General features: G+C 73.0%; 12 protein-coding genes and 1 pseudogene. 4 read left to right on the top strand and 9 right to left on the bottom strand.

The genetic code is table 11. The features are described 5' to 3' along the window. Nucleotides 1-125 precede the first annotated feature (125 nt). Entirely contained in the window at nt 126-812 is a 687-nt protein-coding gene (locus ACWF9Z_RS00525; protein ID WP_453595924.1) for a GNAT family N-acetyltransferase, read from the top strand. Between the two features lie 54 nt (nt 813-866). Here ACWF9Z_RS00525 and ACWF9Z_RS00520 read toward each other — a convergent pair whose 3' ends face one another. From ACWF9Z_RS00520 to ACWF9Z_RS00510, 3 genes are read right to left on the bottom strand one after another with little or no spacing between them, the layout of a single operon-like run. Continuing rightward, complete coding sequence (locus tag ACWF9Z_RS00520) at nt 867-1,895, bottom strand: hypothetical protein (protein WP_453595922.1); 1,029 nt, start codon at nt 1,893-1,895, stop codon at nt 867-869. Between the two features lie 33 nt (nt 1,896-1,928). After that, entirely contained in the window at nt 1,929-3,254 is a 1,326-nt protein-coding gene (locus ACWF9Z_RS00515; RefSeq protein ID WP_453595919.1) for an MFS transporter, read from the bottom strand. Nucleotides 3,255-3,256: 2 nt separating this feature from the next. Then, on the bottom strand, nt 3,257-4,138 hold the full coding sequence (locus ACWF9Z_RS00510; protein ID WP_453595916.1) for an alkaline phosphatase family protein: 882 nt from the start codon (nt 4,136-4,138) through the stop codon (nt 3,257-3,259). Between the two features lie 263 nt (nt 4,139-4,401). On the opposite strand from ACWF9Z_RS00510, the gene ACWF9Z_RS00505 reads away from it, so the two are divergent. Further along, complete coding sequence (locus tag ACWF9Z_RS00505; RefSeq protein WP_453595913.1) at nt 4,402-5,670, top strand: alpha/beta hydrolase-fold protein; 1,269 nt, start codon at nt 4,402-4,404, stop codon at nt 5,668-5,670. Nucleotides 5,671-5,678: 8 nt separating this feature from the next. Here ACWF9Z_RS00505 and ACWF9Z_RS00500 read toward each other — a convergent pair. Then, nucleotides 5,679-6,764: pseudogene (locus ACWF9Z_RS00500) on the bottom strand (carboxylesterase/lipase family protein); the annotation flags it as partial. A gap of 168 nt (nt 6,765-6,932) precedes the next feature. On the opposite strand from ACWF9Z_RS00500, the gene ACWF9Z_RS00495 reads away from it, so the two are divergent. Further along, the gene (locus tag ACWF9Z_RS00495) at nt 6,933-7,325 is read left to right on the top strand and encodes a hypothetical protein (RefSeq protein ID WP_453595910.1); all 393 of its coding nucleotides are present in this window, start codon (nt 6,933-6,935) and stop codon (nt 7,323-7,325) included. A gap of 101 nt (nt 7,326-7,426) precedes the next feature. Further along, nucleotides 7,427-7,711 carry a chaplin gene (locus ACWF9Z_RS00490; RefSeq protein WP_453595907.1) on the top strand — a complete coding sequence of 95 codons (285 nt, stop codon included), beginning with the start codon at nt 7,427-7,429 and terminating at the stop codon, nt 7,709-7,711. Nucleotides 7,712-7,821: 110 nt separating this feature from the next. Here ACWF9Z_RS00490 and ACWF9Z_RS00485 read toward each other — a convergent pair whose 3' ends face one another. The 5 genes from ACWF9Z_RS00485 to ACWF9Z_RS00465 all read right to left on the bottom strand — a co-directional run bounded on the left by ACWF9Z_RS00485 (nt 7,822) and on the right by ACWF9Z_RS00465 (nt 12,554). Further along, nucleotides 7,822-8,685 (bottom strand): tyrosinase family protein, encoded by an 864-nt coding sequence (locus tag ACWF9Z_RS00485; RefSeq protein WP_453595904.1) that lies wholly within the window; start codon nt 8,683-8,685, stop codon nt 7,822-7,824. Nucleotides 8,686-8,690: 5 nt separating this feature from the next. Further along, on the bottom strand, nt 8,691-9,080 hold the full coding sequence (locus tag ACWF9Z_RS00480) for a tyrosinase family oxidase copper chaperone (RefSeq protein WP_453595901.1): 390 nt from the start codon (nt 9,078-9,080) through the stop codon (nt 8,691-8,693). A gap of 143 nt (nt 9,081-9,223) precedes the next feature. Next, a complete protein-coding gene (locus tag ACWF9Z_RS00475) occupies nt 9,224-10,351 on the bottom strand; it encodes an acyl-CoA dehydrogenase family protein (RefSeq protein WP_453595898.1) in 1,128 nt (375 codons plus the stop codon). Then, a complete protein-coding gene (locus tag ACWF9Z_RS00470) occupies nt 10,348-11,544 on the bottom strand; it encodes an acyl-CoA dehydrogenase family protein (protein WP_453595895.1) in 1,197 nt (398 codons plus the stop codon). Before ACWF9Z_RS00470 ends, ACWF9Z_RS00475 begins: the two co-directional genes overlap by 4 nt. Beyond that, complete coding sequence (locus ACWF9Z_RS00465; protein ID WP_453595892.1) at nt 11,541-12,554, bottom strand: NADPH:quinone oxidoreductase family protein; 1,014 nt, start codon at nt 12,552-12,554, stop codon at nt 11,541-11,543. Before ACWF9Z_RS00465 ends, ACWF9Z_RS00470 begins: the two co-directional genes overlap by 4 nt. Nucleotides 12,555-12,776 lie beyond the last annotated feature (222 nt).

Here is a 12,776-nt window from a genome sequence, read left to right as displayed (position 1 = left end):
GGCTACATTGAGCCACTCGCGTTCACCTGACAGCCCGTTGCCTTTCACCCGTGTTTTGCACGGGGGGCGACGTCAGAGACGCAGACTGTGCAACCACCCCACCGCCCAGAAGGACCGAAGGCTCCGTGCCCGTACCCGTACTCCTCGCCGGCCGCTCCGTGCGGCTCGAGCCCCTCGCCCCCCACCACACCGAGGCCTTGGCCATGGCCGGGGCCGAGGATCGTACGACTTACGCCTTCACTCCCGTACCGCACGGGTTGCAGGCGTCCCACGAGTACATCGACCGTGCCCTCGCCGATCAGGCGGCGGGTCGATCGCTCCCGTTCGCGGTGGTCAGAGCCACCGACGGCCGGGTGGTCGGTTCGACACGGTTCCTGGAACTCGACTACTGGCAGGGTCCCCTGGTGTGGCCCGCCGTGCCGGGGGTCCCGTTCGGCGATCCGGCGACGGCGATCCCCGATGCCGCCGAGATCGGCAACACCTGGCTGTCCCCGGCGGCCCAGGGCACCGGCATCAACACCGAGGCGAAGCTGCTGCTGCTCCGCCACGCCTTCGAGACGTGGGGGGTCCGGCGCATCTCGTTGCGCGCGGACGCCCGCAACGGCCGCTCGCGCGCCGCGATGGAACGGCTCGGCTTCACCAGCGAGGGGGTCCGCCGGGCCCATTCGCGGGGCCTCGACGGCGCGGTCCGCAGTACGGCGTTCTATTCGGTCCTCGACGAGGAGTGGCCGACCGTGCGCTCGGTCATCGAGCTGCGGATGTCGGCGGCCGCCCAGCGCAAGCGGCGCCGCAAGACGCTCATCCCGGCGTAGCGGCCCTCCGGCGCGTGGCCGGCCGCCCCGGCCCTCGTTCCCCCCTTCCCGGTGTCAGCCGAGGAAGGCGGGGGCGAGGGCCGAGGTCATGAGCCGCGCCGGGGCGCCGGTACCGTCGGCGGGCAGGGTGTAGAGGTCCGCGCCGAAGTCGCCGGGCAGCGAGTAGACGACGGTCTTGTCGTCGGTCCACACCACCTGGTCGTCGACGCTGCGCTCCTCGGCGAGCGGGGTCTCCGCCATCGAGGCCAGGTCCAGGACGTACAGCCGCCACGGCGCGTCCGGCGACAGGCCGGGCACCCGCTTCTTGAACACCAGCCGCGTCCCGTCGGGCGACAGCGACGGGCATTCCAGGTTCTCGCGCAGGGTGGTCACCGTGCGTGCCACGAGGTCGCCGCGGACCAGGTGGGTCTGGCCGCCGGTCGCCAGCGTCGCGTAGAAGGTCCGCTCGTCGGCGGCGAAGGTGACCCCCCAGAAGTTGACGTCCGCGGCGCGGTAGTCCTTGCCGTCCTTGTGGATGGCGAAGTCCTCCAGCGAGGCGTCGAACTTCCCCGTCCGCAGGTCCAGCAGCGAAGTCCGGGTCGAGAAGTTCGTACCGGCGTACGAGTCCCCGCCCACGAAGACCGTCCACGCCACCAGGTGGCCGCCGGGCGAGACCCGGGCCCGGGTGGGGATCCCGGCCAGCGGGCGGACGGCGACCTCCTTGAGGCGGGCGTCGAGGACCACGGCCTTGTAGCTGTCCTGCACCCCGCCCTTGTCGGCCCGCAGGCAGATGCCGGTGCCGCCGGCGGAGTGGAAGCGCAGGCAGCTGATCCCGGACGCGGTACGGGGACCTTCGGGCGCGGTGGCCGGCGCGGTGGCGAGCTCGTCGCGGTGCGGCCCCCACGCCATGTTCCGGAACACGATCCGCCGGCCGCCCTCGCCCGGGGTGAGGGAGACCTCGCCCCGGGTGACCGGCGGCCCGCCGGCCTGGGCCTGGTTCTTCTCCTCGGCCCGCGAGGAGGCCCGTACGACGGCGAGCGCGCCGATGGCGGCGAGCAGGACGACGGCGGAGACGAGGATCAGGAGCCGGCGCTGGAGGGGCATGGGTGGGGGCCTTTCGCGAACTATGGGGAGGGTTCAGAGGGCCGGGGCGGCCGGGGTGTCCGCCGGACCGCCCCGGGGGCGGGCGGGGCCGTCCGCCGGGGTGTCCCCCGGCCGGAGCCACAGGCAGAGTGCGACGGCGGCCGCCAGCAGCACGGCGGCGACGGCCAGCGCGGGGCGGGCGCCCCAGAAGGTCCAGGCGGCGCCGAAGCCCAGCGACGCGGCGAACCGGGCGAGGGCCTGGCCGGTCTGGACGAGGGCGAGCCCCCCGCCGCGGTGCTCCTCGGGGACGGCGCCGGCGGCCGCGGCCATGAGCACCCCGTCGGTCGCGGCGTAGAAGCCGCCGTGCAGCAGGAGCACGGCGTACGGCAGCGCCGGATGGTGTCCGCCGGCGAGGAGGATCCCGTACGCGGCGAGCAGCGCGAGGTGGCCGCCGAGGAAGACCCGGCCGCGGCCGATCCGGTCGGCGAGCCGGCCGAGCGGCAGCGCGAGCAGGAAGAACGCGGCCGCGGTCCCCAGCGGCAGCAGCGCGAACCAGCGGTCGGCGATGCCGGTGGCGTGCTGGAGCAGCAGGAAGACGAAGGCGTCGCTGACGGTGCACAGGCCCAGGAGCACCGCGCACAGGCTGATCCGGCGCAGGTCCCGGCGGCCCAGCAGCCCGACGGAGGAGCGCAGCGAGACGGGAGCGCGGGTGCCGGCGGGCTCGGTGCGGCGGCCGGGTACGAACAGGACGAGCACCAGGACGCCGAGCGCGGCCACGCAGGCGCTGACGGTGAAGACGGCGTCGTACCCTTCGGCGGCTCCGCGCAGGATCAGGAACGCCAGGATCGGCCCGATCAGCGCGCCGGCGGTGTCCATGGCGCGGTGGACGCCGAAGGCCCGGCCGCGTTCCTCGGGGGCCGCCGACAGCGAGATCAGCGCGTCGCGCGGAGCGGTGCGCAGCCCCTTGCCGGTGCGGTCGAGGGCGAGGACGGCGCCGATCGCGGGCAGGGTGTGGGCGATCAGCAGCAGCGGCTTGCACAGGGCGGAGAGCCCGTAGCCGATGCCCGCCAGCGCCTTGTGACGGCCGAGGCGGTCGCCGAGGTGGCCTCCGGTCAGCCGGACCAGGGCGCTGACGCCGTTGTAGAGGCCGTCGAGCAGGCCGAAGCCCAGCGGCGTGAGCCCGAGTGTGGCGACGAGGTAGAGCGGGAGCACGGCCGTGACCATCTCGGAGGAGACGTCGGTGATGAGGCTGACCGTGCCGAGGGCGAGCACCGTGGGGGCGAGCGCGGCGCGCCGCCCCGGGCGGGTGCCCGGGGCGACGGCCTGCGGCTCGGGGGTCACGGCGGACGCGGGGGTGCCGCGACTGTCCGCAACGTACATGGTCAGGAAGCCCAGATCCCCGTGATGTCCTGGGCGGTGGCCGCGTTCCCCGCGTGGGTGGTCAGGCCGGAGAGGCCCTCGAGGGTCCGCAGCATGTCGTAGTGGTTGTAGGTGGTGGAGCCGGTGGAGCCCGGGGTCACGGGCTGGCCGTAGAGCACCGTGGGGATCTTGTTTCCGGCGAGCCGGTTGTCCTCGTCGAAGGTGACGACGAGCAGGCTGTTGTGGGTCTTGGCCCAGTCCGCGTAGGCCTTGAGGTTGTTCTTCAGCCAGGTGTCGCCGGTCCCGACGGAGCAGTCGTGCATGTCGTTGCAGAGGTTCGGGACGACGAACGAGGTCTTGGGGAGGGTGGTGAAGTCCGTCGGGAACTGGGTCATCGTCTTCGCGGTGCTGGTGGGCACGTTGGAGAAGGCGAACCAGGGGTTGTGCTTGCGGGCGTACTTGCCGCTGGAGCAGGTGGTGGAGCCCTCGCTGGGCAGGGTCTCGTTGTAGCTGGCCCAGGTCTTTCCGGCGGCGATGAGCTCGGACGCCAGGTTGGGCGCGGAACTGAAGCCGGGGGTGTAGCAGCTGTCGCCGGTCACACCCTGGTGGGAGCCCGAGAAGAGCTGCAGGTAGTTGGGCTGGCTCGGGTGCGTGATGCCGTACGAGTTGGTGAGGTTGGCTCCCCCGGCCTTGAGGGAGTTGATGTACGGGGCGCTGGAGCTGCCGATGACCTGGTTGTAGGCGTGGTTCTCGAAGACCACGACGACTATGTGGTCGGGTGCGGGCAGGCCGGCCGCGTGTGCGGGCTGTGCGGTGCCGAGGCCGGTCCACAGCGCTGCGCCGACGGCGGTGACGCCGAAGGCGGTGGCGAGGGCGGTCTTGCGACGGGACCGGAAAAGTGGCATGCCGAACACGGGAATACCTCCGAGCGGGGGCGGTTGGGGGGCGGCGCGGACGTACCGTACCGACCGGCATGTGCAGGGGCCAGAGATGTTCGGCGAACAGAACGGGAACGGCGCGGGCCGATTGGGGGTCGGGCAACGTCCTTCCCTGCGGAAGCCCAAAAGAGATCAAAATCCGGAACCTCCGAGCCCGTACGCTCATCCTTCGATCGAAAGCAGTTCCACCCCGCCCCCACGGGGCAGCACCAGCCGGAGAGCACCCGCACATGTCGCACTCACCCGACGACGGACAGCACCAGCCGTACCGGTCGGAAGGGCCGTACCAGCAGCAGCCCTACCCGCCCCGGGGGCAGCAGCCGTACCCTCCGCAGGGCCCCGGTTACGGCCAGCAGCCTCCCTACGGACACCAGCAGTCCTCGGACGGTGACACGCAGCGGTGGTACGGCGTGCCGTACGAGCCCGAGGAGGCGCGCCGACGGCCGTCGCGGGTGCGGCGCTGGGTGATCGCCGGCGCCTCCGTCCTCGCCCTCGCGGGTGTGGCGGCCCTCGTGATGGCCCACTACGAGATACCGCCCTTCACCGACAAGGGCCAGGCCGTCTCCTTCGGCACGCCTCCCGCCGGCTCCACCGGGGGCGGCGGTACGGGTGCCAAGCCGCCGGCGAACTCGAAGATGTCGATGCCGACCGGCCCGACGGCCGACTTCAAGAACACGATGACCCTGCCCGACGGCACCCACGTGGCCGTGACCACGCTCGACGGCAAGAAGTCGGGCTTCAAGGGCAAGGTCTGGGTCTGGGCTCCCAAGGAGTACAACGACCCGAAGTTCGCCAAGAGCGGCTTCCCCGTCATGATCGCCCTGCCGGGCGGCGCCGGTTACCCGAGCAACTACTGGATGGGCACCGACCTCGGTCTCCAGACCAGCATCAGCAAGTGGTACACCGAGGGGAAGAGCAAGCCCTTCATCCTGGCCATGCCCGTGCTGAACCCGGGCCCGGACGACAAGGGCGTCTACTGGGACGGATCCGACATCCCGGGCCAGCCCAAGATGGGCACCTGGCTGACCGACGACGTCCCGGACCTGATGCGGGAGAACTTCCGCACCGTCAAGTCCCGTGACGGCTGGGCCTACATGGGCTCCTCCACCGGCGGCTTCGCCGGCCTGAAGGCCGTGCTGAAGCACCCGGAGAAGTTCAAGGCCGCGATCTGCTCCGGCCCGGACATCGTCCCCGACTCCTCGCTGTGGAAGGGCCACGACAAGGAGAAGGCGGAGAACAACCCGGAGCTGCTCGCCAAGGAACTGATCGACAAGAAGGGCCCGGACGTCTACCTGGCCTTCCAGGTGGGCACCAACGAGAGCAACAAGAACACCTTGCCGAACGTGCAGAAGTTCATCGCGACCTACGGCAAGGGACCCGTGCACACCGAACTGAGGGTCATCCAGGGCGGCCAGCACAACGCCAAGACCTACGTGCCCAACATGGGCGAGGGCCCGATCCAGTTCATCAGCAAGGTCATGGAAGGACCCGTGGAGTAGCCGCGGTGGCGCTCGGCGCGCAGGGCCCGTACGGCGGCCTGGTCCTTGCCGCCGCGGATGCGTCCCAGGGTCACGGACAGCGGGCCCAGCCGGTCCAGCAGCCGCATGCCGCCGGTCGGGGCCAGCCAGAGCCGGTACTCCTCGGCGGTCCAGCCCATCAGCAGCGGCACCTCGGTGGCGGCCGCCGCTTCGAGGGGGTCGAGCGGCAGCGTGTCCGGGTCGGTGACCAGGCCGAAGGCGGGGCCGCCGATCAGCGGCGAGGAGCGGCGCAGTACGGCAGCCTGGGCTGCGAGCAGGCCGGGCAGGGCGGCGGCGGTGAAGGCCTCGGCGGTGGCGGGCACCTTGAGCAGCCCGGCCATCTTCCGGACCATGGCGCGGACCCGGTCGCGCGGCAGCGCCTCCGGGGCGCCGCTCTGCAGGACGGCCCGGTGGAAGAGTCCGGCGGCCCGGGGCGACGCGAGGAGCGCGCCGACGCTGATGGCCCCGGCGGACTCGCCGAAGACGGTGACCCGGGCGGGGTCGCCGCCGAAGGCCGCGATGTTCTCCCTGACCCAGGTGAGGGCGGCGATCTGGTCGAGCAGGCCGCGGTTGACGGGGGCGTCCGGGAAGAGCCCGTAGCCGAGAACGCCGAGGCGGTAGTTCAGGGAGACGAGCACGACGCCGTCGCGGGCGAAGGCGGAGCCGTCGTAGACGGAGACGGCCGAGGAGCCCCGGGTGAGGGCGCCGCCGTGGATCCACACCATGACGGGCAGCCGCGCCCCGGGCTCCTCCCCGGCCACGGGTGCCGGGGTCCACACGTTGAGGTTGAGGCAGTCGTCCCCGGGGATCTCCGGGTCGGGCAGCAGCGCGGCGAAGGCCTCGGAGTAGGGCACCTTGGGCGCGGTGGGGCCGTACGCACCGGCGTCGCGCACGCCGTCCCACGCCTCGGGGGGCGCGGGCTCGGCGAAGCGGCGGGCACCGACGGGCGGGGCGGCGTAGGGGATGCCCCGGAAGACGGCGATGCCGCCGGGGCCGGTCCGGCCCTCGACGACTCCGTACGCGGTCCGGGCCCGGGGCCGGGCGCGGTGCTGGGCTTCTCCCGCCGCTTCGGTCATCGATTCCTCCTGAGTGGATCCGGCGTTCCGCGTGCCGTGGTCCGTGGTCCGTAGGGCCTGTCACGACTGCCCGTCGCGTGCTCCCCGCGCCGCCGGCCGCACCGTCGCACGGGCGTGCTGCGGGTGACAAGCCGTGACCCCGCGCCGGTCGCGCCGGGTTGGTCGGGCATGCGATCCCCTTCACTTCACCACGCCGTGCGGTGCCTCGTCCGGTCCGGCGCGGTCCCGGTCCTGCTGATGGCGGCCACCGCCGGAGCGGTGGCCGTCGGCAGCGCGCACGCGGCCGACGGGCCGACCGCCGCCCTCGGCACGCCGACGGCCGTCGGGCCCGACTTCCAGTATCTGGGCACGGACGACAAGCCGCACGGATTCACCGGCGCCAAGGGCTGCCAGAAGGCCGTGGGCGGAGGCGGACGGGCGGTGACGAACAGGACCCGCGGGTCGGTGGCCCTGTACCGGGAGCCCGGCTGTGCGGGCACCCCGGTGGAGGTGCTGCGGCCGGGCGCGGTGATGCCGGTGCGTCCTTACTTCGCCTCGGCGCGCTTCGGGATCACCGGGTAGGCCTAGCGGCCGTGACCCTTGGGCGCCCCCCGCGTTGTATGCCATGTCGAACGCCGCAGCCTCAGTTTCTGCGGCACCCCCATTCTCACGAGGAGATCTTGATGTCGCGTATCGCGAAGGCATTCGTCATCACCGCTGCCGCCGGCAGCGCCCTGGCCGCCGGTGCGGGTCTGGCTGCTGCCGATGCCGGAGCGCACGGTGCGGCTGTCGGCTCCCCCGGTGTCCTGTCGGGCAACCTGCTCCAGGTTCCGGTGCACGTCCCGGTCAACGTCTGCGGCAACACCGTCAACGTGATCGGCCTGCTGAACCCCGCGTTCGGCAACACCTGCGTCAACGCGTCGGGCCACGACGGCGGCCACCACACCGAGGGCAGCTACGGCGGCTGATCCGTCCGGTGAACCGAAGGGCCCCCGCCGTACGGCGGGGGCCCTTTCCCGTGTCCTGCTGTCCCGGGTCCTGCTGTCCCGGGTACCCGGGCGGCTGCCGGACACCGCGCTCACTCGTAGCGGTAGATCCCCTGATGGCCGAGCATCTCGCGCGGGGTGACGTTCCAGGGCGGCATCGGCTCGTCGGCGGCGATCACCCGGCCGCGCTGGAGGTCACCGGCCGTGAGGGGGGCGGCGGGCAGGTAGCCGGCGCCCGGATGCTTCTGCTGCCAGCGGTCCCAGAGCAGGTCGACGAAGGCGTGGTGGAGCCAGAACACCGGGTCGTTGGGCGCCGTGCCGCCGGTCATGTGGCCGCCGATCCACTGGTGGACCTTGTTGTGGTTGCGCCACTTCTCGCTCTTCGGGGCGGCCCAGCCCTCGAGCTTGTTGCGGAAACCCCCGCCCGCGGCCGTGGAGTCCCAGGGCGAGGTGTCGTACGTCGGGTCGTCGATCGCCCACTGGAGCTCGGCCGCGGTCGGCAGGCTGATCGGGTTCTGCGGCCGGCCCAGGTTGCGGGTGAGGAAGGCGGACTCCGTGATACCCACGGTGACCGTCCAGTTCCCCTTCGCGTAGGCGAAGGGCCCGGTCATCACCTGGCGGTCGCTCGCGCGTCCGGTCCCGCCGAGGAAGTCCTCGGCCCACAGGGACGAGGCCGGGCTGTTGTCGGTGGTCCAGTCCCAGTACGGAATCGCGACGCCGGGGTCGACGCTCTGCAACTGCCGCTCGAACTCCAGCAGATAGCGCCGGTGCCAGGGGAAGAACGACGGGGACATGTGCCCGACGCGCAGTTTGCGGTCGCGGTCCGGGACGAAGTACTTGTCGTGGGTGCGCACGAACGCGTCGTAGGTGCCGTTGCGCTTGAGCTCGAGGACCGCCGCCGTGAAGCGCTTCTTCTGGACGCCGGTCAGGTTCCTCTGGTTCTGCCGGACGTACACGCCCACTACTCCCCTCCGCCGTGGTGCGGGGCCGCGAACGCCAGTTGGTTGCTGCCCAGCTCGTCGACGGCGGCGCGGGCCAGCTCCAGCGGGGTGTCGTAGGACTGGAAGTGGTTGACCCCGCTGAGGTAGCTGCCGTCGGCCCGGCGCATGACGTGCAGGGGGCGTCCGTCGATCCGCACGACGGCGGCCGCCGCGTCGACGGCGATGTGGCGGCCCCGGTAGGTCTCCTCGGCGAGCCGCGGAAGCGGGGCCGGTGTGAGGGTCTGCCGGGGGCCGCGGGCGCGCAGTACGGGGGCCAGGGCCGCGGCCGTGCCGGCGAACACGGCCGCGGTGAAGGCCGTACGCAGGACAGCGCGGCGGGTGAGTGGTGCGGCGGCGGGTGCTGCGTACATACGGTCTCCCTCGCTCGGTGCCCGGTGCCTACGGGTCTAACGCCGTGTGGCGGGCGAGGTCACCGCACGGGCCCCTGCTGCTGGATGCGCCGGGTGCCGGTGCGGGTGCGGGTGCCCACACCGGCACCCGCACCCGCAGAGCCCTACGGCGCCGGGAGTTCCGCGAAGTCCGCCACCAGGCCGCGGTGGTGGCCGGCCGTGCCGAGGGCCAGGGAATCGGCCTTGGCCCGCTTGAGGTAGAGGTGGGCCGGGTGTTCCCAGGTCATGCCGATGCCACCGTGCAGCTGGACGCACTCCTCGGCCGCGCGGACCGCGACGCCCGAGCAGTACGCCTGGGCCACGGCGATGGTGAGCGGCGCGTCGGGGGCGCCGGTCGCCAGGGCGTCGGCTGCGGCCCGGGCCGCAGCGCGGGCGGAGGCCACGTCGAGCCAGAGCCGGGCGAGGCGGTGCTTGAGGGCCTGGAAGGAGCCGAGGGGCCGGTTGAACTGGTGCCGGGTGCGCAGGTGGGCCACCGTCTCGGTCAGGCACCACTCGGCGAGCCCGAGCTGTTCCGAGGCCAGCAGCCCGGCCCCCGAGAGCAGTGCTCCGGCGACGGCCGCACGGGCGGTGGCCGGGTCGGCGAGCAGGGTTCCGGCGGCGCCCTCGAGGGTGACGGTGGCCAGGGGCCGGGTCAGGTCCAGGGCGACGAGCGGGGTCAGCCGGGCCTCCGCGGCCACCACGGCGTACAGCCCGGTGTCCGCGAGGACGAGCAGCACGTCGGCCGCCACCGCGTCCGCGACCGAGGTGACGGTGCCGCTCAGCAGCCCGTCCGACGCGGTGCCGGTGTCCCGGACCGGCGGCGGCAGCGGCGCGCCGGGGGCCAGGGTCAGCGGCAGCGCGGGGACGCAGGTCCGCCTGCCCGCCGCCAGCTCCCGCAGGAGTTCCGCGGAGCGCGCGCCGTCGCAGCCGAGCAGGATCTCCGTCGCCAGGACGGAGCTCGTGAGGTAGGCGGCGGGCGCCGCGGCCCGGCCGAGCTCCTCCAGGACCACGGCCGCCTCGCGGTGGCTCGCGCCCTGGCCGCCCAGCTTCTCGGGCACGAGGAGTCCGGCCGTGCCGATGTCGGCGGCGAGGATCCGCCACACGTCGGGGTCGTGCGGGCGGCCGCCCTCGATCCGGGCCAGGATGCTCGCCGGATCGCAGCGAGCCGCCAGCAAGGACCGTACGGCCGTGCGCAGTTCCTCCTCGGTCTCGGAGTAGAGCAGGTCCAGGGGGGCGGCGCTCGGGAGGTTCATCGAGCCAGGTCCTTCCACGCGAGGTCCTTGTCGTCGCGCGGTTCGGCGGGCAGGCCGAGGACGCGTTCGGCGACGATGTTGAGGAGGATTTCGCTGGTGCCGCCCTCGATGCTGTTGCCCTTGGCGCGCAGGTAGCGGTAGCCGGCGTCGCGGCCGGTGAAGTCGACGATCTCGGGACGGCGCAGGGTCCAGTCCTCGTACAAGAGGCCCTCCTCGCCGCGCAGTTCCACTTCCAGGCCGCTGATCTCCTGGTTGAGGCGGGCGAAGGTGAGCTTCATTCCCGATCCCTCGGGGCCGGGCTGGCCGACGGCGAGCTGCTGGCGCAGCCGCTCCCCGGTGAGCCGGGCGACCTCCGCCTCGACCCACAGCTCGAGCATCCGCTGGTGGAGGGCGTGGGTGCGCAGCTCCGGGCGCTCGCGCCAGGCGGCGGCGACCGGGGCGATCATGCCGCCCTCGCGCGGGATCCGCATGCCTCCGATGGAGACGCGCTCGTTCATCAGGGTGGTGCGGGCGACGGCCCAGCCCTGGCCGACGGCTCCGAGGCGGTGGGCGTCGGGGATGCGGACGCCGGTGAGGAAGACCTCGTTGAACTCGGCCTCGCCGGTGATCTGGCGCAGTGGGCGCACCTCGACCCCGGGGGCGCGCATGTCGCACAGGAAGTAGGTGACGCCCTGGTGCTTGGGCAGCGTGGGGTCGGTGCGGGCGATCAGGATGGCCCAGCGGGCGGTGTGGGCGCTGGAGGTCCACACCTTCTGGCCGTCGACCATCCAGTCGTCTCCGTCCCGTACCGCGCGGGTGCCGAGGGCAGCCAGGTCGGAGCCGGCGCCCGGCTCGCTGAAGAGCTGGCACCAGACCTCGTCGCCGACCCACAGGGGGCGCAGGAAGCGCTCCTTCTGTTCCTCGGTGCCGTACGCGAGGATCGTGGGCGCGGCCATGCCGAGCCCGATGCCGATCCGGCGCGGGTCGTTGTCGGGGGCTCCGGCGGCCTCCAGCTCGGCGTCCACGAGGGCCTGGAGGGTGCGGGGCGCCCCGAGTCCGCCGAGGCCTTCGGGGTAGTGGACCCAGGCGAGTCCGGCGTCGAAGCGGGCGCGCAGGAAGTCTTCGCGGGCGGTGGTGGCGGGCGGATGCGCGGCGAGCAGTTCCCGTACGCGGACCAGCAGCCGGTCGGCGGTGACCTCAGCGGCGGGCGTCATCGGGAGCCCCCGTCCGGGGCCGTCGCGGCCGGGGCGGCCGCGCCCGTCGACGGTACGACGACCAGGCGGCCGGTGGTGGTCCCGTCGGCGAGGCGCTGTACGGCGTCGGCGGCGTCCGCGAGCGGGACGCGCTCGCTGACCAGGGGCGCGATGGCGCCTTCGGCGGCGAGGCGGGTGAGCTCGGCGTGGCAGGCGGCGATCGAGGCCGGGTCCTTGGTGGCGTAGAGGCCCCAGTGGAGGCCGAGCACGGCGTAGTTCTTCACGAGGGCGTGGTTGAGCGCGGGCGCCGGGATGGTGCCGCTCGCGAATCCGACGACGACGATGCGGCCCTCGAAGGCCACGCATTTGGCCGAGGCGGTGTAGGCGTCTCCGCCGACCGGGTCGTAGACGACGTCGGCGCCGCGTCCGGCGGTGAACTCCTTGACCTGGGCCACCAGGTTCTCGAGGCCCCCCTCGGTGCGGTCGATGACGAAGTCGCAGCCGAGCTCCTCGGCGGTGCGGACCTTGGCCTTGCCGCCGACGACCCCGATGACGGTGGCCCCGGCGGCCTTGCCGAGCTGGACGGCGGCGCTGCCGACCCCGCCGGCGGCGGCGTGCACGAGGAGGGTCTCGCCGGCCTGGATCCGGGCCCGGCGGTGCAGGCCGAACCAGCCCGTCTGGTAGCCGATGTGCAGGGCCGCGGCCTCGGCGTCGTCGAGGGTCCCGGGGGCCGGGAGCAGGCCGCGCGCGGCGGCGGTGACGTACTCGGCGAACCCTCCGTGGGGCAGGCTCGGGGTGGCGATGACGCGGCGGCCGTCCTCGGTCTCGCCACAGATCTCGACGCCGGGGGTGAAGGGCAGGGGCGGGCGGATCTGGTACTGGCCGCGCACGAGCAGCGCGTCGGGGAAGTTGACGTTGGCGGCGAGCACCTTGAGCTTCACCTCGCCCTCGCCGGGCACCGGTTCGGGGACCTCCTCGAGGCGCATGGCCTCGCGGGGCTCGCCGGGGGTGTGTACTCGCCATGCCTGCATCCGGGGCCTCCAGCCGCCGACGGGAATCACGCCTCGCGCGCATACTAAGCGGTCGCTTGCGTCTCTGGGAACCAGCGGAGCCCATAGGAACGGGAGGCTCCGCAACGACACGCGCCGATCCGGTCACATGACGTCCCCATTCGGGCAACATATGACACGCGCACGTCACGAACAGTCCTGGCGGGCGACGGGGACCCTGCCGTCCGGGCGGGGCGTTTCGCA

The organism is Streptomyces sp. NPDC054961, assembly GCF_053609145.1.
Note: the sequence above shows the minus strand (reverse complement) of the source record. Positions and strands in the feature narration are given on the sequence as shown.

Bases quoted from the DNA above. Each gene is read 5' to 3' on its own strand.
- ACWF9Z_RS00520 (WP_453595922.1), bottom strand. From the start codon at position 1,895: ATGCCCCTCCAGCGCCGGCTCCTGATCCTCGTCTCCGCCGTCGTCCTG.
- ACWF9Z_RS00515 (WP_453595919.1), bottom strand. From the start codon at position 3,254: ATGTACGTTGCGGACAGTCGCGGCACCCCCGCGTCCGCCGTGACCCCC.
- ACWF9Z_RS00510 (WP_453595916.1), bottom strand. From the start codon at position 4,138: ATGCCACTTTTCCGGTCCCGTCGCAAGACCGCCCTCGCCACCGCCTTC.
- ACWF9Z_RS00505 (WP_453595913.1), top strand. From the start codon at position 4,402: ATGTCGCACTCACCCGACGACGGACAGCACCAGCCGTACCGGTCGGAA.
- ACWF9Z_RS00495 (WP_453595910.1), top strand. From the start codon at position 6,933: ATGCGATCCCCTTCACTTCACCACGCCGTGCGGTGCCTCGTCCGGTCC.
- ACWF9Z_RS00490 (WP_453595907.1), top strand. From the start codon at position 7,427: ATGTCGCGTATCGCGAAGGCATTCGTCATCACCGCTGCCGCCGGCAGC.
- ACWF9Z_RS00480 (WP_453595901.1), bottom strand. From the start codon at position 9,080: ATGTACGCAGCACCCGCCGCCGCACCACTCACCCGCCGCGCTGTCCTG.
- ACWF9Z_RS00475 (WP_453595898.1), bottom strand. From the start codon at position 10,351: ATGAACCTCCCGAGCGCCGCCCCCCTGGACCTGCTCTACTCCGAGACC.
- ACWF9Z_RS00470 (WP_453595895.1), bottom strand. From the start codon at position 11,544: ATGACGCCCGCCGCTGAGGTCACCGCCGACCGGCTGCTGGTCCGCGTA.
- ACWF9Z_RS00465 (WP_453595892.1), bottom strand. From the start codon at position 12,554: ATGCAGGCATGGCGAGTACACACCCCCGGCGAGCCCCGCGAGGCCATG.